Raw genomic sequence first — 19600 nt, 5'->3', positions numbered from 1 at the left:
CGAAAAAACTTCGATAGCCTTTTATTTACTTGTTTGGATAAAAGTCCGTATAACCGGGGTTTTCGGACACCTCCCCTTTTTTCAAGCAATTTTGTTGTCTGAAGGTTGTACAGGTTCGGCCTTTTTCACCTCTTTTTCAAGCGATTTTGTCCGAAGGTGGAACTGGTTCGGCCTTTTTCACCTCTTTTTCAAGCGATTTTGTCCGAAAGGTGGAACTTATTCGGACACTTCATCTCCTTTTACAACATGTACCTCCTCGAGGAAAAGAAGGTGACTGGAGCCGAAATATCAACAGGCCAGTTAGCAGGGACAATCATTAATGAATTAAACAAAATGTAAAATTGCCGAGAAAAATACCATTTCTCGGCAATCTGGGGAACCTTTGAGGTTTCCTATTTTATTGATATTGTATCGTTTCAGATAAATTCTATTTTAATACAAGTTGCTCTTCTGTTATAGAATCTCTCTTTACCCATTTGAAGTCATCTGCAATTTCGTAAGAAGCAGGTGTCATTTCCTTCAACTGTTCGAAAGTAAGTTCATCCACCATTTCTACCAGATAAAGCTTCCCTTCTCGGAATTTAAAGACAGCATACTCCGTAACGATAGTGTCGACGCGATTTTTTGCAGTTAAAGGATATGTACACTCCGGAAGGATTTTCGGTTCTCCTTTAGGTGATAGGTGCGTCATCGCGGCAATGACTCGTTTTGCTCCAACAACGAGGTCCATTGCTCCTCCTACACCAAGAACATCCTTTCCTGGTACTGCCCAACTTGCAATATCACCTGTTTCGGAAACCTGCAGGGCTCCAATAACAGTAGCATCAAGATGGCCGCCGCGCATGATACAAAATGATAATGAACTATCAAAATAGGAAGCATGCGGCAGTGCTGTGATTGGCTGAACACCTGAAGCATTCACCAAATCCATATTTTCCGGATCAACAACAAAGTCAGGTCCGGGTTCTGGTCCGGCACCCAAGATGCCGTTTTCAGAATGCAGGGTAACAACTCCCTTTGGCAAATAATCTGCCACCAGGGTTGGGATTCCAATTCCAAGATTTACACAACCTAAAGATAATTCCTGTGCACAACGCCATGCTATATAATGCTTAACAGAGTAGCTCATCTTACACTTCCTCCCTTTTTACAACAATATCAACAAAGATAAATGGTGTAACAATCTTATCCGGATCCAACTCACCAATTTCCACAATTTCGTCTACTTCCACAATCGTTAATTTGGCTGCAGTTGCCATGGCTGGGTTAAAGTTTTGCGCTGTCTTTTTATAGACAAGATTACCCGCTTTATCAGCCTTATGGGCACGGATAATTGCCACATCAGCAGTCAGTGATTGTTCAAGGACATGCTCGCGTCCGTTATATGTACGTGTTTCTTTCCCACGGGCCAGATCTGTTCCCGCAGCTGTTGGGGTGAAAAATGCTGGAATCCCTGCTCCGCCTAGACGAATCGCTTCTGTAAATGTCCCTTGCGGCAATAACTCGATTTCAACACTTCCCTCACGATTCGCTTTCACAAGTTCCTTATTTGTGGAAAAGAAACTCCCTACTACTTTTTTGATGCGATTTTGCTCAAACAAATCATTCAGAATGGATACACTTCCAAGACTATTTGTGATTAGGGTAAGATCACGGAGCTCTTCCCGTCTAACTAGCGCCCTCGAAAGATGACGCGGCATACCAGGGAAACCGAATCCCCCTACCATAATACTGGAACCTTCGGGAATTTCCCCGATTGCCTCGTCTGCTGTTAAGAATTTCACTTTCGTTTGAATCTGTTCAATCGTATCGTTCATCCTGCATTCTCCTTATGAATTTACTGTTTTCACTTTCATACTAACCGGTTGGTATGTTATCATGTTAAATAATAAGACAAGAGGTAATTTTCTGTCAATTAATATTTGAATAATTTTTTTATCTTTTATAGAATAATAATTTTTCCCAACTTTTCAAACCAATTTAACGTTGAAGAGTGTCAATATTATAATACAACCTTCACAAAACATTGTCATAACAATATTTTCGTGCTTTTTCGACAAAAATCTAAAAATTTTGAGTAATCTGCTTATTTCGTTGACAAAGCTATTATTGCATGTACAATAATAACTGTATTGTTATTCGATTTTTATTTTTTAATAGGTTTTTATTATTTAAATAATTTACATATTATTAAACTACTGAAAGGATGTTTGAAATGAAATTAGAAGAAGTTGCAAAACAAATCTCCACTCCGCTGGATGCACCTGCTTTCCCACGCGGGCCATATCGATTTAATAATCGCGAATACTTAAACATTGTCTATCGTACTGACATCGAGGCTTTGAGAAAGGTAGTACCTGAACCGCTTGAAATCGATGAGCCGCTTGTGAAGTTTGAGGTCATCCGGATGCCAGATGTGACTGGTTTGGGCTCTTACACGGAGTGTGGTCAAGTCATTCAAGTTAATTACAATGGTGAAAAAGGCGACTATGTACACTGCATGTATGTGGATAATCATCCAGCCATTGCTGCAGGCCGTGAAGTTGGAGCGTATCCAAAGAAACTGGGCAAACCAAGTTTATACATAGATTCCGACACACTTGTAGGCACTTTGGACTACGGTACATTAAGAGTAGCAACCGCGACGATGGGTTATAAGCATCAGCAAATCGATTTAGAAGCTGCTCGTGAAGAAATTTGTAAGCCGTACTATATGTTAAAGCTAATTCGGGGACAGAATGGAAAGCCTCGTATTTGTGAGTTGGTGCGAGGAGAGATTAAGGACATTACAATCAAAGGCGCATGGACTTCCCCTGCCCGCCTGCAGCTATTTGCTCATGCTCTTGCTCCGCTGGCAGACTTTCCTGTGCTAGAAATCGTCTCTGCTTCCCATATCCTTACTGACCTATCTCTCCCGCGCACAGAGGTAGTTCATGATTATTTAGCCGAAGCTAGTGTACCTTCAAATAAGGAATTAGTAAGCCAAAAATAAGTCGGTAAAAAGGGTCAGTCTCCCATCGCTTTATACTAAAGCACAGGGGGCTGACCCTTTTAAATATAAAAGACAAGCTCTATTTTAGCAGCTAGCCGGTTTTCTTGTTTGGATTTTTTCTCCGATCCAGTAAATATCCTCCCTTAAAAAACCTAGGTTCATAGGATACAATAAAAGCGTTCGGTTCAAATTTTTCAATCATCGAGATTAATTCCTTTTCTCGATTCCGTTTCGTGAAAATTTCCATTTTATAACGGTCCCCATCACGTCCTTCCCCAACAAACAAGGTAATTCCAAACCCATTGTTTCTGAGCGTTTCTATAAGTTCTATGTTTTTTGTTTGAGTGTTGACTGTAAAAATAATATAACCTACCGCCAATTTCTGTTCTATTTTTGTCCCGTAAATGATCCCTATACCAAACCCAACTGCATAAACAACCATCGCTAAAATACTCTGACTTCCATTAAACACTAAAGCTAATCCAAATACATAAACGAGCATTTCCGCCATCCCTAAGATGGCTGCAAGGGTGGTGAGATTTCTAACTATGAATATGATTCGAAGTGTAAGTAACGGTACATAAATAAGCTGCAATAATAAGATTAAAAAGATTTCTAACACACGGAGCACCTCAGATAAAATGACTAATGTGAAGAAAAATCAGCCTGCTCAGTCAAATGACAGTTATTATATTTATTTTTCTGTCTCAATTACCGGCAGCAACAGATAGGATGGATATTCCTCCTGATGGAAAATGGTTTGCCGAGCACATTTACTTTCAAGACTATCAATCATTGTTTTTCCTGTGTTTAAATTCGCATCATAACGCGGGAAATTGCTAGAGGATACCTCCACCCTAATACAATGACCCGGCAGGAACACATTACTGGTAGCCCACATATCAATTTCGATTTCGACGGTATTTCCTGAGTGTTGATTTGACAAACGAACAATTCCATCAGTGAGATTATAGGCTGTACCATCTGGCATGACATCTATCAACTTTGCTGTGAAGTCTGTAGAAACCGCATCTGTTTGGACCCACAGCTTTGCCTTGATTGGACCTGTCACTTCCAATGGCTGTTCTAAAGGCTGTGATGTATAAACAAGGACATCCTCCCGTTCTTCAACTCTGCGTTGGTCCTGAGGGCCGTACGTATGAGCCCCAGCAAATAATGTTCCCCCACCTTTAGTTGGAACTGGATTTTCAGGGTCATAAATGAATTGATCATTCGGTTCGTTCCCAGGCTTTTCCCAAGATAACTCTCCATCACCAAACCTCGTATTGGCCTTCCCTTCGCTATGTAAATAGAAAGGCTTATAATTAGTCCGGGCTAATGGCCATTCATATTCATCACGCCACTCATTAATGCCCATTACAAAGATCTTTATCGGAGCCTCATTCACAATCCCTGTGTCTATTCCTTTTAACCAATAATCAAACCAGCGCAGATGTAATCCCGTTAGATCTTCCTTGTAATCAATCCAGTCACCTGCAGCATGAAGGCCGAAAGACCGTTCACCAAGGGTCGATGTATAAACTCCATGTCCCCAGGCACCAATCATTAATTTCTGATTGTCTCTAGCTTCAGATGTTGCTGCTTTTTCAGACATTCCAAGATAGTTTTGAATCGTCGACGGAAGGAGATTATCATACCAGCCGGCAATATGATACGCAGGTACCGTAAACTGATGATATTTATGAAATATACTCATTCTTTCGCCGAGCTCTTCCCTTACTGTTTCATCGAAGGAATCATAGAAGGCTGAGGCTACTCCAAGCTCTTTTAGTGGCGGCCAGTCCTTTACCGGTTTGAATCGGTACCATTCGTTAATATTGTTATAGAAGTGCGCTAATTGCTTCATCTTTTCCGCAATTAGAGCGGGTTTTTTATATTTTCGTTTGATTTCATCCGGCGCCAGTGACTCAAGCCCCCATGTTTCTGAGGAAGCAAGCAGAAAGGCTCCGCTTTCCGTAAATGTAGTGTCACGACGATTGCTTAAGGTCATTACTGGAGCGATAGCTTGTAAATGCGGCGGCTGTTCAGATGCTGCCAATAATTGTGTGAATCCATAATAGGATAATCCGAACATTCCTACCTTACCATTTGAAAAAGGTAATTTCGCAGCCCATTCAACAGTATCGTAGCCATCTTCCGCTTCATGGATCATCGGGTAGAAGTTTCCTTCAGAATTATACCTTCCCCTTACATCTTGGTTAATGACAACATAACCGTTTTGGACCAAGCGGTTCGTATCCAAATAACGATGGGAGTAAAATGGCAAATCTTTGTTGTATGGGTGCCTTGTTAGTAGTACAGGGAATTTACCTTCTTTATTTGGTCGATAGATATCAGCATATAGAACAGTTCCGTCTCTTAACGTACAAGGAACATTTTTCTCCACCAAAATTTGATTCATTTCCAAATCCCTCTCTCCTTGCCCATATTTATTTATTGTAAATGCTTTAGGCAGTAAAAATAACTCTGTGCTGACCCATAACAAGTCAGCACAGAAAGAATTCATGTCTTATTTTCCGGTCATTTCTTTTACTTTATCTGGATTGTTCTTAATCCACTCTTGGGCAACCTTCTCAGCGTCTTCCTTGTTTTCAATTTTGGCAATCATCTCTTCTACATCATCAATAGGAATACTCCAATTGCTTAAAAATTTATAGGCATCTGGGGCAGTTTCTTTCAGCTTTTTATTGGTAATGACGTGAATGTCAGAAACAGATAAAAAGTTCTTATCGTCCTTTAAGACTTTTAGGTCAAACTTGTTAAACATTGTGTGTGGCCGCCATCCGAAAAAGATAACTGGTTCTTTTTTTGCCATTTTCCGCATGGCCTCAGCGAGCATGGCTGCTTCAGATGAGTTTACCTGCTTAATATCTAACCCATAAGCTTTAATCATTTCATCAATTGTTTTTGAAGCACTAGTCCCTACCTCAATTGAATACATTTCGTTTTTGACTTCGCTTTCTTTCCCCTTCAAATCTGCGATAGAATTAATATCTGTCATATATTTCGGGACAACCCAACCTGTTGCAGCGTCCTTATAACTAATAGCTGTATCTTCGATAGAATCTTTATATTTTTCAAGGTACGGTGTATGTGCCGGAATCCAGGAATCCATAAATACATCAATATCTCCACGTGAAAGACCTGTATAAACACTTCCGGCATCCGCATTCATTTCTTTTACTGTATATCCCATATCTTTTAAAATAAGACTAGCTATTTTGGTTGGCGGTACTGTGCTGCTCCACGGTGTAACTCCAAATGTTATTGTTACTGATTTTTTGCCTTCTTTTGCATCTTGTTTTTTTCCTTCTCCAGATGTACTTGAAGATGAACAGCCAACTACAGAAAGCAGAACCATCGCGATGATTAACCCTAATAATCCTTTTTTCATCATTTCTCCTCCTTAAATTTTGGTTTTTTGACCTAAACTTTGTGTAATACGATCAAGAATAATCGCCAAAACAACAATTGCTAGTCCCGCTGTCAATCCAAGTCCTACGTTCACAGTTGCAATTCCCCGCAATACGGAAGAACCTAGCCCTGGGGCACCAATCATAGAAGAAACGACCGCCATTGATAATGACAACATGATGGTCTGGTTGACACCAGCCATAATCGCTGGCATTGCCAGTGGAAGCTGAACCTTAAACAATAATTGAGTTGTAGTCGACCCAAAAGCTTTCGACGCTTCCACCACTTCAGCTGGTACTTGTTTAATCCCTAAGCTAGTCATTCTTACTGCTGGCGGTGCGGCAAACACGAATGTAGCAATAACTGCCGGTACACCACCAAGTCCGAACAAAAGAATAGATGGAATCAAATAAACGAAAATAGGCAGGGTTTGCATGAAATCTAGTATTGGACGAATAACTTTATCGACAGTCCTGCTGGTTGCACTAAGAATTCCCAGTGGAACTCCGATAAAAACAGAAACAATTGTGGAAACTATCATAATCCCAACTGTTTGCATCGCCGCTTCCCACATTCCGACAGAACCCATATAAAGACAGCCTACCAAGGTGAACAGCGCCAGTCCTTTTCCGGAAATTCTCCACGCCAAAATAATGAGAATAATCGCGATAATTTCGGGTGGAACAGCAATTAAAATCTCCGTAATCATATCAATAAAGGATTGGAATAAATTGCTTATCCCATCAAAAAAACCGCTCATATTTGGAAGAAACCAGTCATTAATAAATGTGTTGGTCCACTCCTCTAATGGTAATTTGAAATAGTTCATGCTGAGACCACCACCCGTTCGTTGTTTTTCCCAAGCACCAATCCTGAAAGAATAGAAACACGTGAGATAATCCCCAATAACTTCCCATTCTCTACGACGGTAATAGGGTATTTTGCATTAGCGGCAATACCAATTAGGTCATTTAATGGAGTATCAGGATCTGATAGAGCGCTTTCAATTAAAACTCTTTCCAATGGGAGATTTTCATTAAACGCCTTAATGGCATCATCAATTGTTAATAAACCAAGATAATTCTTTTCCCTATCAACAACATAAATAATCGGTGATCCGGCTTCCTCCATTCTTCTAACCGCTTCTTGAGATCCTTCATGATAAAACATGACGGCCTCCGGTATTTTCATCACATGGGAAGCTACTAAAACTTTAGAACGGTCGATGTCTTGGACGAAGTTGGCTACATAGCTGTCAGCAGGATTGGCCAAAATTTCTTCAGGTGTTCCGATTTGAACGATCACTCCATCCTTCATGATGGCGATCCTGTCGCCGAGCTTTAGGGCTTCATCTAAGTCATGAGTGATAAATAAAACGGTTTTTCCAATCTTGCTTTGCAGCCTTAACAGTTCATCCTGCATTTCTTTACGGATAATCGGGTCTAGCGCACTAAAGGCTTCATCCATTAATAAAATGTCAGTATCACTGGTCAAAGCCCGGGCTAAACCGACACGCTGCTGCATGCCGCCACTTAACTGGTTTGGCATGCTTTTTTCATAGCCCTTCAGTCCAACGTCCTCAATAATTTTCATCGCTCTAACTTCTCGTTCCGGCTTTTTTACCCCTTGGATTTCCAACCCATAGGCGACGTTATTCAACACAGAACGGTGTGGAAGCAGACCAAATTTTTGAAAGACCATCCCTAGCTTTTTTCGTCTCATTTCAATCAAAGCTGTCTTATCCATCTTGGTGATATCCTGTCCATCGATAAAAACCTCTCCGGCAGTAGGTTCAATTAACCTATTAATCAATCTTATTAAAGTAGATTTGCCGCTTCCCGAAAGACCCATTATGACGAAAATTTCACCTGGTTTTACCGACAAGGAAACCTGATTTACCCCGACGGTCATTCCTGTTTTATTTAAAATTTCATCCTTTTGTTCCCCGTTTTTAAGCATTTCTATTGCCTTTTGTGGCTTTTCTCCGAACACCTTGGTCAAATTTATTATTTCGATTTTGTTCATAAGCTTTCACCTCTTTTTGTAAATTTAGCTCAGGAAAAATTTTTATGAAGCATTTATATTAGAAAAAAGAAGACAAATCCTTAATGATTTTATTGATTTCATGTGCAAGCTGATCAAAGTTTTCCACTTTTTTAAAATTACTGATAATAAAAACGGTTATTACAAATTCAAGCTCTCCCAGTTTATTTTCGATGGGAAAAGACAGTCCTGTGATGCCTTCAAAATGTTCATTAATACTAACTGCATACCCTTGATTTCGGATGGTGGACAGTTCGCCGATGTATTTTTCCCTTTCGGATGTTGTATTGTCGGTATATTTTTTTAAACCGATTCGGTCGAGAATCTCATTTCTTTCATTTTCAGGCATGTAGGATAGAAATAGCTTTCCGGATGCACCGGCGTTAAGAGGAAAACGCTGCCCTACATTGATAGAGAGGCTAAATGGAGATTTTGGGTTGGTTTTTTCTATGTATACCCATTCATCGCCAATCCTTTGGATCAAACCGCAGGTTGATTCTGTCAGTTCACTAATTTTCTCCATATAATCCTTCGCAATTGCCATGTAATCAATTAACTCAGAGGCACGGTTGCCTAAGACGATTAAATAGGGACCCAAGGAAAATTTTTTCGTTTCTTCATTATAGAGGAGTATTTTCAAGGTGACTAAAGTTTGAAGAATCCTATAGCAAGTAGATCGATTTAGGCCGGTACCATTGCTTATTTCCGTTAACGTAGACTTTTTGTTTTTTGGTTTTCCCAAAAATGTTAAAATATCAAAAGCATAAACAACGGCTGGAGCAGAGTACTTATGCTCAACATCATCTGTTCTCATAAGTTCACCTCACATTCAACTGATAGATTCTTTGATTGCAAAAAGTGTTTACATGTAAAAAAGAAGTTCAAATAAGAAAACCGATTTCATATAAGAACTTTCATTTCATATATAGAATACTTATTTTTCTGAATATTGTCAACAGTCGAAAATTAATTTATTTTGTCGTTTGATTGGAATATTTTACGACGAATTGAATACTTCGACTTAGGTAATATTATTTACGAGCATTCTTTTATTGCTCAAAAACTTCGTCGGGAGTGATGTATCATGGCTAGAAACAAACTATTGGTTCCTGGTGCAGGCAATGTTCTGGATCAAATGAAGGAAGAAATCGCCAACGAGTTTGGAGTGCAGCTTGGTGCTGATACGACCGCACGAGCGAATGGTTCAGTCGGCGGCGAAATGACCAAACGTCTCGTTGCTTACGCTGAACAATCATTGCGAAATCAACAAGGCCAATAACCTGTGATTTCAACGAAAAAAGCTGCCCCGCTGGGCAGCTTTTTTCAAACAGGTAATATCACCCGCTGATTAATTTTTAATGGATAATTTTGCTTTTAATTCCAAGCGGCGGCGGTGAAGGATTGGTTCTGTATAGCCGTTTGGCTGGTCGTATCCTTCGAAAACGAGATCACACGCGGCCTGGAAAGCAACTGAGACCTCATAGTCAGGCGACATCGGACGGTAGTTGGTATCACCAGCGTTTTGGGCATCAACCACTTTTGCCATCCGCTTAAGTGTCTCTAATACTTGCGCTTTATTACAGATTCCATGATGAAGCCAGTTGGCAATATGCTGACTGGAAATCCTTAACGTCGCACGGTCTTCCATTAAACCTATATTGTTAATATCCAGAACCTTGGAGCAGCCAACCCCTTGGTCAATCCAGCGGACAACATATCCGAGGATGCCTTGAGCGTTGTTGTCGAGCTCCTGCTGGATTTCTTCAGCAGTCCAATTACGGCTCGGCGATACAGGAATTTCTAAAATATCGTCTCGTAAATCTTTAATCTCATTTTTTAATTGTTCCTGAACACTTGTAACGTCTACTTGGTGGTAATGCAGCACATGCAGGGTGGCAGCTGTTGGCGACGGAACCCATGCCGTATTGGCTCCTGCTTTCGGATGGCCGATTTTTTGCTTCAGCATTTCTGCCATTAAATCTGGCATTGCCCACATTCCTTTACCGATTTGCGCGCGGCCTTGCAGTCCTGTAGCTAGGCCATTATAGACATTTGACTTTTCATAGCTTTGCAGCCAGAGCGATGACTTCATATCATTTTTGCGAATCATCGGACCGACTTCCATCGATGTATGCATTTCGTCACCTGTTCTGTCAAGGAAGCCCGTATTAATGAAGACAATCCTATCTTTTACTTCATGGATACAATTCTTTAAGTTTAAGGATGTGCGGCGCTCTTCGTCCATTACACCAATTTTTAAGGTATTCTTTTTAAGGCCGAGAATTTCTTCTACACGGTCAAAAAGTTCATTTGCGAATGCTACCTCTGCCGATCCATGCATCTTCGGCTTTACAATATAAATGGAACCTTTGCTGGAATTTTGATAAGTTCCGTTCCCTAGCAATGTATGCTTGGCAAGCAAACTTGTCACTACTGCATCCATGATGCCTTCAGGCACTTCATTGCCGTCCTTATCCAAGATTGCATTGTTGGTCATTAAGTGGCCCACGTTCCTTACAAACATTAGGGAACGACCCTTAAGTGAGATGATTTTTCCATCTGGCGAAGTATATTCTCTGTCAGGGTTTAATTTGCGAGTGAGTGTCTTATCACCCTTTTGGAAACTTGCCGTTAAATCACCTTTCATCAATCCAAGCCAGTTTCGGTAAACGTTAACCTTGTCTTCTGCATCAACCGCTGCTACAGAATCCTCACAATCCATTATGGTGGTTAAAGCGGATTCTAACAGGATATCTTTGACTCCTGCTTTATCAGTTTTACCGACCGGATGGCTGCGGTCCACTTGAATTTCAAAATAAAGGCCATTATTTTTCAATAGGATTGCGTATGGCGCAACAGAGTTTCCTTGATAGCCCGCAAATTTAGCTTCATCTTGAAGTCCAACAGTAGTTCCATTGCTTAAAGTTACAGCCAATTTCCCTGATTCAACTGCATATAGAACAGCATTTTTGTGGCTTCCTCCATTCAAAGGAACCGCTTGGTCAAGGAATTCTCTTGCGAATGTAATAACCTTTTCACCACGAACAGGATTATAATTTCCTTCACGTGTTGCTCCACCGTCTTCGCTAATTGCATCTGTTCCGTACAGCGCATCATAAAGGCTTCCCCAACGGGCATTTGCCGCATTAAGGGCGTATCTGGCATTATCCACCGGCACTACTAGCTGAGGGCCTGCTTTAAGTGCCACTTCTTCATCAACGTTTTCTGTTGTGACCTGAAAATCTTCCACTTCCGGCTCTATGTAGCCAATTTCAATTAAAAATTGTTTGTAACTTACGGCATCAAAATCTTTGTTTTCCTTGTGCCATTTATTAATTTTGTCTTGGATTACATCCCGCTTGGCAAGTAATTCCCGATTTTTTGGTGCCAGTTCTTCGATCATTTTTTCGAAATTGGACCAAAATGCAGCAGCTTCAAGATTGGTTCCCGGTAATGCTTCGTCATTGATAAAACGGTAAAGGATATCAGCAACCTGGAGATTGCCCGTCTTAATGTAATTGGACATGCAGTAATTCCTCCCTAAAACTAGTAGTTATTTAAAATCCTAAACTATAAATGTTTGGATTAACAACCATAAATTTGAAATTAACTATTTACAGAAGTCTTTATTAATACAGGTTATATCTTTTCCATCCTGTTATACTACACGTTTTAAGATTAGCATTTTCAGATAGTATATTCAATATTTATTTATAAATTTTCCAACAATTCAATTTCTTCATATTATTATTCTACTATGGAACTGCTATATCCTTCAGATTTAAACTTATTCTTCAAAGTGCCCAATTTGTCTATCTCAATTGAGATTTCATCGCTATCCTTTAGCCATACCTGCTGTTCTTCTGGTTTACCGAGAATGACTCCCGCTGGTGTACCTGTTAAAATGACGTCCCCCGGATGAAGAGTAAAATGGTCAGAAATATAGCTTATAAGTTCCTCGCATGGAAAAATCATATTGGAAGTGTTGGAATCCTGACAAACCTCTCCATTAAGCTTCGTAACAATCCTTAAATTATTGGGATTTTCTACTTCTTCCTTACTGACAAGATACGGACCAAGCGGGCAAAATCCGTCACAGGATTTGCCTAACAGCCACTGTCCGGTTACCTTTTGAAGGTCGCGGGCCGTTAAATCATTGGTAATACAATATCCATAGATAACGGAAAGGGCTTCTTCCTTCTTCACATTTTTGGCCTTTTTACCAATAATAATCGCTATTTCACCTTCATAATCCACTTGCTTTGTATTTTTTGGCAACAAGATGTCTTGCCCATGGGACCGTATGGCTGTATTAAATTTGCTAAAGATAATTGGGACAGGCGGTAATGGGAGCCCGCACTCTGCTGCATGATCCTTGTAATTAAGACCAACGCCAATGATTTTTTGCGGTTCAGTAACACAAGGGCCAAAGGTCAATGACTCCTCTTCTAAGAATAGCGAATCCTCCATGTTAGACAAATCTAATAACTCTTGAAGCTTTTTTGGCCCAAAAGCAATTAATTCAGCCGTTGTTTTCGGCGCAGATTGAATATGGGGGAGTTTACTAACGGCTGCCTTTACGTCCAAGATTCCTCTTTCTGTTTTAATACCCAGGCACAGCTGTTCTTCTTTATAAAAATTTAACGAGATCATTGCTTTCCCTCCGTTTTTGTAAAAAATAGAATTTATTTTCCAAAAAATTTTCAAGTGTTCCTTATTGTTGTATAATTTATATTGGTTCTGTCATTGAAAATGGTATACATCGGGGTTGGGTCAGCCAATCTTCTGTCCCGTAAAATGTATGGAGTCGTCAGTGAAGACGAAAAAACACCATGCAGCACCCAATTGCTTCTTTAAAAAAAAGAGCATTCCAACCCCGCCAGGTTGAAATGCCCATGAAAAAGTATTAGTTGTTTACTGTTACCCTTGAAAACAGTTTCCCCCAACCCTTTACTTTGGCAGGATCGACATTGACCATTTTTAAACACTCCCAGATTAGCACGTTGATCGTGTCATACATTGGGATTTCATACTTTTCCTCATAGTATTCTACTTTTCCAACCGCAGGGAAGTTTGTACACACCACGCTTAGAGCATCTGCAGGCGTCACGCACACTTCCTTAATCTGCTCCTCAATTCTTTCCTGTGAAACTTGACTGAAAGAACGGTTGACAGTTTGGGAAAGTCCAGAAACATTAACCGTCTCTACATTACAATGCTTTTTATATTGTTCAACAATTAATTTATTGATTTCCGGGATATATGGCGTAACCATGTGGATTGATTTAATATTATGTTCTTTAAATGCTCTCACCTGTGACAGCATGGAAGTTGTAGCCGGGATACCCGTTCTTTTTGTAATTTCTTCACAAAGCTTATAATCCATATCAAAGCCTAGCCATCCGCCAGATGTACCGTTCCAGGCAATCACATCTACTTCTGCATGGGCCAACAGTTCAGCTGCTTGCAGCATCGGTTCAAAATTAAATTGGCTGAGAGCATCCTGTTCCAGTGAGATTTTTGTTACCTCAAAACGTCCATAATGGCAGGTAACTTCCGGTACATTGTATAACATTCTTGAGCAGATAGGCTCTAAAACCGTATTGGATGACGGTGTAAGCATTCCGATTTTCTTTGGTTCTGACATAATTACTTTTTCCTCCTTCATTAATTGACTGAGCCAATTTTCTTATTGTAGTTAATTAAGCTAGATACGGTTGCCATGAGAATTCCGGCAAAGACGAACACCATAAGGGCTAAGAAATAGGAACCTGTTGTTGATACAATAATACCGACATAAATAGGTGTGATGACACCAGCAATATTCCCGGCAAAGTTCATACATCCGCCGACAGTTCCGACATGCTCACGCTGTGAAATGGCTGCAGGTACACTCCAATATAAACCTCCCCAGCGCAGGAAGAATAGTGCAAAGGAAAGTGTCGTAATGGCCATGGTTACGGAAGTGGACTTAGATAAAAGGAAAATTGAGATCGCAGTCATAATACCGGCGATAGACAGCATGGTTCGCATAACGGTATTGTCATTGCCGCCCTTTTCACGCCATTTATCCGTAATCAATCCGCCGATAATCTCACCAATAAACCCGGCACCAAAAATAATTAAAATCGATCCGCCAATCGCTTTAATGTCTAGGTTTTGTGTTTGTGCCAGATATGATGGCCCCCATGTCATCAGCCCATAGAAAACAGTATTAAACGAAAACCAGCCAAGGCACATGCACCAGAAATTTCTTGCGGTCAAGTAGTCCTTTGGGCCGATTTTTAAACCAGTGGCATTACGCTTATGTTCTTCATATTCTTCTTCAAGTGCTTTTCTGATATATTCGCGCTCTGCTTCATTGACTTTTGGATTGGCATTCGGTCCCCCTTTGATAACCCTCCAGACAAGATAGGCAACCACGATGGTCAAAATACCGGCGCCAATCAATGCGCCGCGCCAGCCGCCAAACCAGGCCATAAAGGCAACAATAATCGGACCGCCTACAGCTGTTCCCAGTGGTGCACCACTATCAATGATGGTAGCGCCGCGGCCCCGTTCGCTTTTGCTCAGCCAAATCGCCTGCAATTTTGATGATCCTGGCATAACAGGTGCTTCCGTTATTCCCAATAACACACGTAATGTCATCAGCATTTTCGGTCCATTGATGAAACCTGTTAATGTTTGGACAATTCCCCAGCTAAGTGCTGCACCATAGACCACCTTATCTGGACGGATTTTATCGGACAACCAGCCAGAGGGAATTTGCATGAGGGCATAGCCCCAGAAGAATGAACTTAAGATGACTCCGACGATCGCAGGGTCTAGCGCTAGGTCCTTTTGAATTGCCGGCATGGCAATCGATAGAACTGCGCGGTCCACATAGTTGATTGTGACAAGGGCTAAAAGCATAATAAATACGCGCCAACGGACATTCGTTGGTTTGGCAGCGAGTGCCGCATTTGGATTTTTTGAGACTTTAAGACCAGTTCCACCTTGCATAAAAATCCCCCTTTAATAGATTTCATTGTTTTTCCAAAAAAACGAAACCAATGTAAGATGTGTTTTGCGAGTATCGAATTACTTGCCAGCCCTCACCTCCTTTCATATTCGATAACACATCTTAGGGGGTTAATTAATAAGTTTTACATCGCTGAAACTGTTGACTGAACTTTTGAAACCTTATTTCTGAACAGAAACTTTCCACGGCCTTGTTCCCCAATGACATATCCGTCGCGGACAATTACCTCGCCACGAGACAGCACCAGAGTAATGGTTCCCTTGACTTCGGTGCCTTCATAAAGGTTGTAATCAACATTTTGATATTGTTTTTTATGGGTAATGACTCTTGAAACATTCGGATTGAACAGAACAAGATCAGCATCGAAACCAATTCCGATACTTCCTTTTTTCGGATAGAGGCCAAATGTTTTGGCAGGCCCAGTGGAGAGGACCTCAACAAATTTTTGGAGAGATATTCTTCCCTCATTAACCCCGAAGTGATAAACGATGGAGAAAATATCCTCGAGGCCAGGTACACCGTTAGGAATCTTTGCAAAATTGTCTCTTCCCAAAGTCTTCTGTCCCTCAAAAAGGAATGGACAATGGTCTGACCCTACCGTTGAAATTTGACCGGCGGCAATACCGTTCCAAAGATGCTCCTGATTCCATTTTTCACGAAGCGGCGGGGAACAGACATATTTTCCACTTTCAAAATTCTGAAGTTCTAAATAGCTTTCATCAAGGACAAGATAATGAGGGCATGTTTCCGCAGTTACTTGCACCCCGCGTTTTTTTGCCTCTGCTACTTTTTGCAGTGCATCAGCACAGCTAACATGAACGATGTAAATAGGAGCCTTGGCTGCTTCTGCGATGGCAAGCGCTCTTCCGGTTGCCTCTGATTCAGTAATCGGCGGTCTTGTGTAGGCATGATAGATAGGCTCGGTATTTCCTTTTGCGAGAGACTCCGCAATTAATTCATCAATAATATCGCCGTTTTCCGCATGGACATTTGTGATAATCCCTGCTTCCCCCGCTTTTTTCAAAATTTTATACATTTCACGGTCATTCACCATCAGCTCGCCCTTGTAGGCCATAAATAGTTTGATAGAAGTAACACCTTCTTTATCTGCGAGGATTGGGAGTTCCTCGAGAACATGATCGTTGTATTCGCTAATAATGGAATGAAAACCGTAGTCGATTAGCGACGATTCCCCCTTTTTCTTCCATTCTTGTAAATTATCAAGGAGTGTCTGGCCTTTCTTAGGGTTGGTAAAATTAATAATGCTGGTAATCCCGCCTGCCGCTGCCGCTCTGGTTCCGCTTACAAAATCGTCAGCCGTTCCAGTGCTTTGGAATGGCCAAGCAAGATGAGTATGTACATCTATTCCTCCGGGAAAAACATATTGCCCGCTTGCATCAATAACATTGGCATCTGGGGCTGCTGCATAATGGCTGGAAATACCGGAAATCACCCCGTTCTCAATAAGGATATCTGCCTTATAAATGTCGGTCGCGGTAACAATCGTTCCATTTTGAATAATGGTTTTCAACTTGTCTTCAATCCTTTCCTGTGGATTTCTTATAAACAATTATTATATGTCGTCTGTCGACAGTTTAATCGGCAGGGTTCTTTATAAAATCTTCTGTTGCCAAAAGCAATAAGATCCTAAATCAGCTGTAGTCTGTCGACAGTTTAAAATATGAGGCATTTATCCATTTGATGACCTTCTTATTTTTCTATTCTTTAGTGTATCTAGAGAAAATTTCCTTCAGATGCTCCAAGTCAGTTTCAAGATGTTTGTTCATCATAAAAGCCGCCTTGTCTTCATCTCTTCTTTTCATTTGCACTAAAATATCCTGATGTTCGTTATACACAATCCATTCCCTATTCTCACCTTGGAAGTTTAGGGTCCTGAAGTAGTGACTTAATGAATGCAGGTCTCTCAGCTGCTTCTTTAATCTCCTATTTTGGCTGTATTTGATGATTAATTCGTGAAAACGGCCATTTTCGGCAATCAAGGCCTGTCTGTTCCGTTCCCCTTCAGCATCCAAATATTGCTTCGAATCAATGACTGTTTTTTCGATATTCTGCAGTTCCTGCGCTGTAGCAAGCCTAGTTGTCAATCTAGCAGCCAAGGACTCTAAGACCATCCGGCACTCGTAAATATCCACGATATCCTTCAAAGTTGGTTTATAGACAGTGATTCTTGACTTTTCATCAATGGCTAATAACCCTTCTTTTTCTAAAGCGCGGACAGCTTCCCTGACAGGACTTCTGCTGATATTTAAATCTCTGGCGATTCTTGCTTCATATATACTATCACCAGGTTTTAAGTCCCCTTGAACAATCATTTCTCTAAGCGTGTTATAGACTTGATCGTAATATCGGACTGGTTTTTCGATAGAAAAAGAATCCATTTTATTCACCACCTACTGTAGTCTGTCGACACCTTAAAATACGTAAAACTATCAAAACTTTACTAAACATCGTTTATTCGTTAATCAAACTGTTATAATCCACAAAAATATAGTATCACTTTTAATTGGAAAATCCAATAACTATTATTAAAATTTTCCCAAAATTCTATTAGTTTTGTAAACAGATTTTTGTCGACAAAAAAATTAAAATAATTGTCGATAAAAAAACATCTTAAATTGCGAAACCAAGACATATCCTCTTCCGACTATTACATTGTAGTTTGATAATAACGTAGAAAATAAAATACATAGGAGGTCATCATGCTTAGTCAATCATTAATTGAAGACGTACTGACAGCAGCTTTATCCACTGGCGGCGATTTTTCTGAGATTTTCGTAGAGGATCGGTTTACCAATAATATCACCCTAAGAAGCAGTAAAATTGAAACCGCTCTCTCCGGACGTGATTTTGGGGTTGGAATCCGTGTATTTAAGGGATTGCAAAGTGTTTATGCGTATACCACCGATTTCAGTAAGGACGGTCTGGTGAAGGCTGCGAAAAATGCGGCACAAGCCATTAAAGGAAACAGTGTCATCTCCCCTGCCCCATTTGTTCGAGAGTCGTATAGTACACTCCATCCGATCCAATTGCTGCCGCAAGAAGTAGTTAAATCTAGAAAAATTGCCGTCATGAAAAATGCTTCAGATATGGCTAAAAGCTATCACTCTAGTATTTCTCAGGTAACCGTGCGTGTAATGGATGAGGAGCAGAATGTGCTTATTGCCAATTCTGAAGGAAAATATATCGAAGACAAACGAGTCCGCTCAAGACTGGCGATACAAGCCGTTGCTGTATGCGGCAATAAAATGGAAACTGGCTTTTACGGACCGGGTGCCCATAGCGGCTTTGAATTTATCGAAAACTTAAATCTTGATCTTTATGCCAATGAAGCAGCCAGGATTGCCGTAACCATGCTCGATGCCAACCCATGCCCGAGCGGCAAATTCCCGGTGATTATTGATAATGAGTTTGGCGGGGTCATTTTTCATGAGGCCTGTGGACATGGCTTAGAGGCCACTGCTGTCGCGAAAAACAATTCTGTATTCGCTAATCGCATCGGGGAAAGAGTTGCTCCGGAAATCGTTACGTACATTGATGATGGCACAATTCCTAATGAATGGGGATCCATTAACATCGACGATGAGGGTGAAAAGTCACGAAAAAATGTGTTAATCGAAAATGGGATTTTAACAGGCTATTTAATTGATAAATTTAATTCACGCCGGATGGGAATGAAATCTACCGGTTCCGGCAGAAGACAGTCCTTTCGCTTTGCCCCTACCTCAAGAATGACCAATACGTATATCGCCCCAGGCAAATCAAGACCGGGAGAAATCATCGCAGCGACTGAGAATGGAATATATGCCAAGTACATGGGCGGCGGCCAGGTCAACCCAGCAACAGGCGATTACAACTTTGCCATCATGGAAGCATACGAGGTAAAAAACGGAAAAATCGGAAAGCCATTAAAGGGAGCAACTTTAATTGGGAACGGCCCGAAAACCTTACAGCTTGTCGATATGGTCGGGAACAATCTCGGGCATGGTGCGGGAATGTGCGGTTCCTTGAGCGGCAGTATCCCGGTAAACGTCGGCCAGCCAATGATTCGGGTAAGTGAAATCACCGTTGGCGGGACAAAGGGGGAATAA

General features: G+C 40.9%; 17 protein-coding genes. 3 read left to right on the top strand and 14 right to left on the bottom strand.

Annotation, left to right across the window (positions count from 1 at the left end; all coding sequences use genetic code 11):
* Positions 1-427: 427 nt before the first annotated feature.
* Positions 428-1129, bottom strand: a complete 702-nt coding sequence (locus KHB02_RS04285) for a 3-oxoacid CoA-transferase subunit B (protein ID WP_213139949.1) — start codon at positions 1127-1129, stop codon at positions 428-430.
* A 1-nt stretch (position 1130) separates the two neighbouring features.
* Positions 1131-1817, bottom strand: coding sequence for a CoA transferase subunit A (locus KHB02_RS04280; protein ID WP_213139948.1), 687 nt, complete (start codon positions 1815-1817; stop codon positions 1131-1133).
* 398 nt (positions 1818-2215) lie between these two features.
* Between KHB02_RS04280 and KHB02_RS04275 the strand changes: the two genes are divergently transcribed.
* On the top strand, positions 2216-2992 hold the full coding sequence (locus tag KHB02_RS04275) for an acetoacetate decarboxylase (protein ID WP_213115532.1): 777 nt from the start codon (positions 2216-2218) through the stop codon (positions 2990-2992).
* A 91-nt stretch (positions 2993-3083) separates the two neighbouring features.
* Here KHB02_RS04275 and KHB02_RS04270 read toward each other — a convergent pair whose 3' ends face one another.
* The 6 genes from KHB02_RS04270 to KHB02_RS04245 form a co-directional block, all read right to left on the bottom strand.
* Positions 3084-3614 carry a DUF2179 domain-containing protein gene (locus tag KHB02_RS04270; protein WP_213139947.1) on the bottom strand — a complete coding sequence of 177 codons (531 nt, stop codon included), beginning with the start codon at positions 3612-3614 and terminating at the stop codon, positions 3084-3086.
* A 72-nt stretch (positions 3615-3686) separates the two neighbouring features.
* Entirely contained in the window at positions 3687-5414 is a 1728-nt protein-coding gene (locus KHB02_RS04265; protein WP_213141228.1) for a CocE/NonD family hydrolase, read from the bottom strand.
* Between the two features lie 108 nt (positions 5415-5522).
* Positions 5523-6410: a glycine betaine ABC transporter substrate-binding protein gene (locus tag KHB02_RS04260; RefSeq protein ID WP_338088259.1), complete on the bottom strand. Its 888-nt coding sequence runs from the start codon at positions 6408-6410 to the stop codon at positions 5523-5525.
* Between the two features lie 9 nt (positions 6411-6419).
* Positions 6420-7256, bottom strand: coding sequence for an ABC transporter permease (locus tag KHB02_RS04255; protein ID WP_213139946.1), 837 nt, complete (start codon positions 7254-7256; stop codon positions 6420-6422).
* Entirely contained in the window at positions 7253-8452 is a 1200-nt protein-coding gene (locus KHB02_RS04250) for a quaternary amine ABC transporter ATP-binding protein (protein WP_213139945.1), read from the bottom strand. Before KHB02_RS04250 ends, KHB02_RS04255 begins: the two co-directional genes overlap by 4 nt.
* 58 nt (positions 8453-8510) lie before the next feature.
* Entirely contained in the window at positions 8511-9284 is a 774-nt protein-coding gene (locus KHB02_RS04245) for an IclR family transcriptional regulator (protein ID WP_213139944.1), read from the bottom strand.
* A 270-nt stretch (positions 9285-9554) separates the two neighbouring features.
* Between KHB02_RS04245 and KHB02_RS04240 the strand changes: the two genes are divergently transcribed.
* Complete coding sequence (locus KHB02_RS04240; protein ID WP_026576247.1) at positions 9555-9749, top strand: alpha/beta-type small acid-soluble spore protein; 195 nt, start codon at positions 9555-9557, stop codon at positions 9747-9749.
* Positions 9750-9818: 69 nt separating this feature from the next.
* On the opposite strand, the gene KHB02_RS04235 is transcribed toward KHB02_RS04240, so the two are convergent.
* The 6 genes from KHB02_RS04235 to KHB02_RS04210 all read right to left on the bottom strand — a co-directional run bounded on the left by KHB02_RS04235 (position 9819) and on the right by KHB02_RS04210 (position 17890).
* Positions 9819-11996 (bottom strand): malate synthase G, encoded by a 2178-nt coding sequence (locus KHB02_RS04235; protein WP_213139943.1) that lies wholly within the window; start codon positions 11994-11996, stop codon positions 9819-9821.
* 221 nt (positions 11997-12217) lie between these two features.
* Positions 12218-13123, bottom strand: coding sequence for a fumarylacetoacetate hydrolase family protein (locus KHB02_RS04230; RefSeq protein WP_213139942.1), 906 nt, complete (start codon positions 13121-13123; stop codon positions 12218-12220).
* A gap of 253 nt (positions 13124-13376) precedes the next feature.
* Positions 13377-14117: a maleate cis-trans isomerase family protein gene (locus KHB02_RS04225; RefSeq protein ID WP_213139941.1), complete on the bottom strand. Its 741-nt coding sequence runs from the start codon at positions 14115-14117 to the stop codon at positions 13377-13379.
* Positions 14118-14137: 20 nt separating this feature from the next.
* Complete coding sequence (locus KHB02_RS04220; RefSeq protein WP_213139940.1) at positions 14138-15472, bottom strand: MFS transporter; 1335 nt, start codon at positions 15470-15472, stop codon at positions 14138-14140.
* Between the two features lie 143 nt (positions 15473-15615).
* Positions 15616-17022: a dihydropyrimidinase gene (gene hydA / locus KHB02_RS04215; RefSeq protein WP_213139939.1), complete on the bottom strand. Its 1407-nt coding sequence runs from the start codon at positions 17020-17022 to the stop codon at positions 15616-15618.
* Positions 17023-17209: 187 nt separating this feature from the next.
* The gene (locus KHB02_RS04210) at positions 17210-17890 is read right to left on the bottom strand and encodes a GntR family transcriptional regulator (protein ID WP_213139938.1); all 681 of its coding nucleotides are present in this window, start codon (positions 17888-17890) and stop codon (positions 17210-17212) included.
* 321 nt (positions 17891-18211) lie between these two features.
* On the opposite strand from KHB02_RS04210, the gene KHB02_RS04205 reads away from it, so the two are divergent.
* On the top strand, positions 18212-19600 hold the full coding sequence (locus KHB02_RS04205; RefSeq protein ID WP_213139937.1) for a TldD/PmbA family protein: 1389 nt from the start codon (positions 18212-18214) through the stop codon (positions 19598-19600).

It is taken from the genome of Neobacillus citreus, from assembly GCF_018343545.2.
In the GTDB taxonomy this organism is placed as follows: domain Bacteria; phylum Bacillota; class Bacilli; order Bacillales; family Cytobacillaceae; genus Neobacillus; species Neobacillus citreus.
This window is presented reverse-complemented; position numbering and strand designations above follow the sequence as displayed.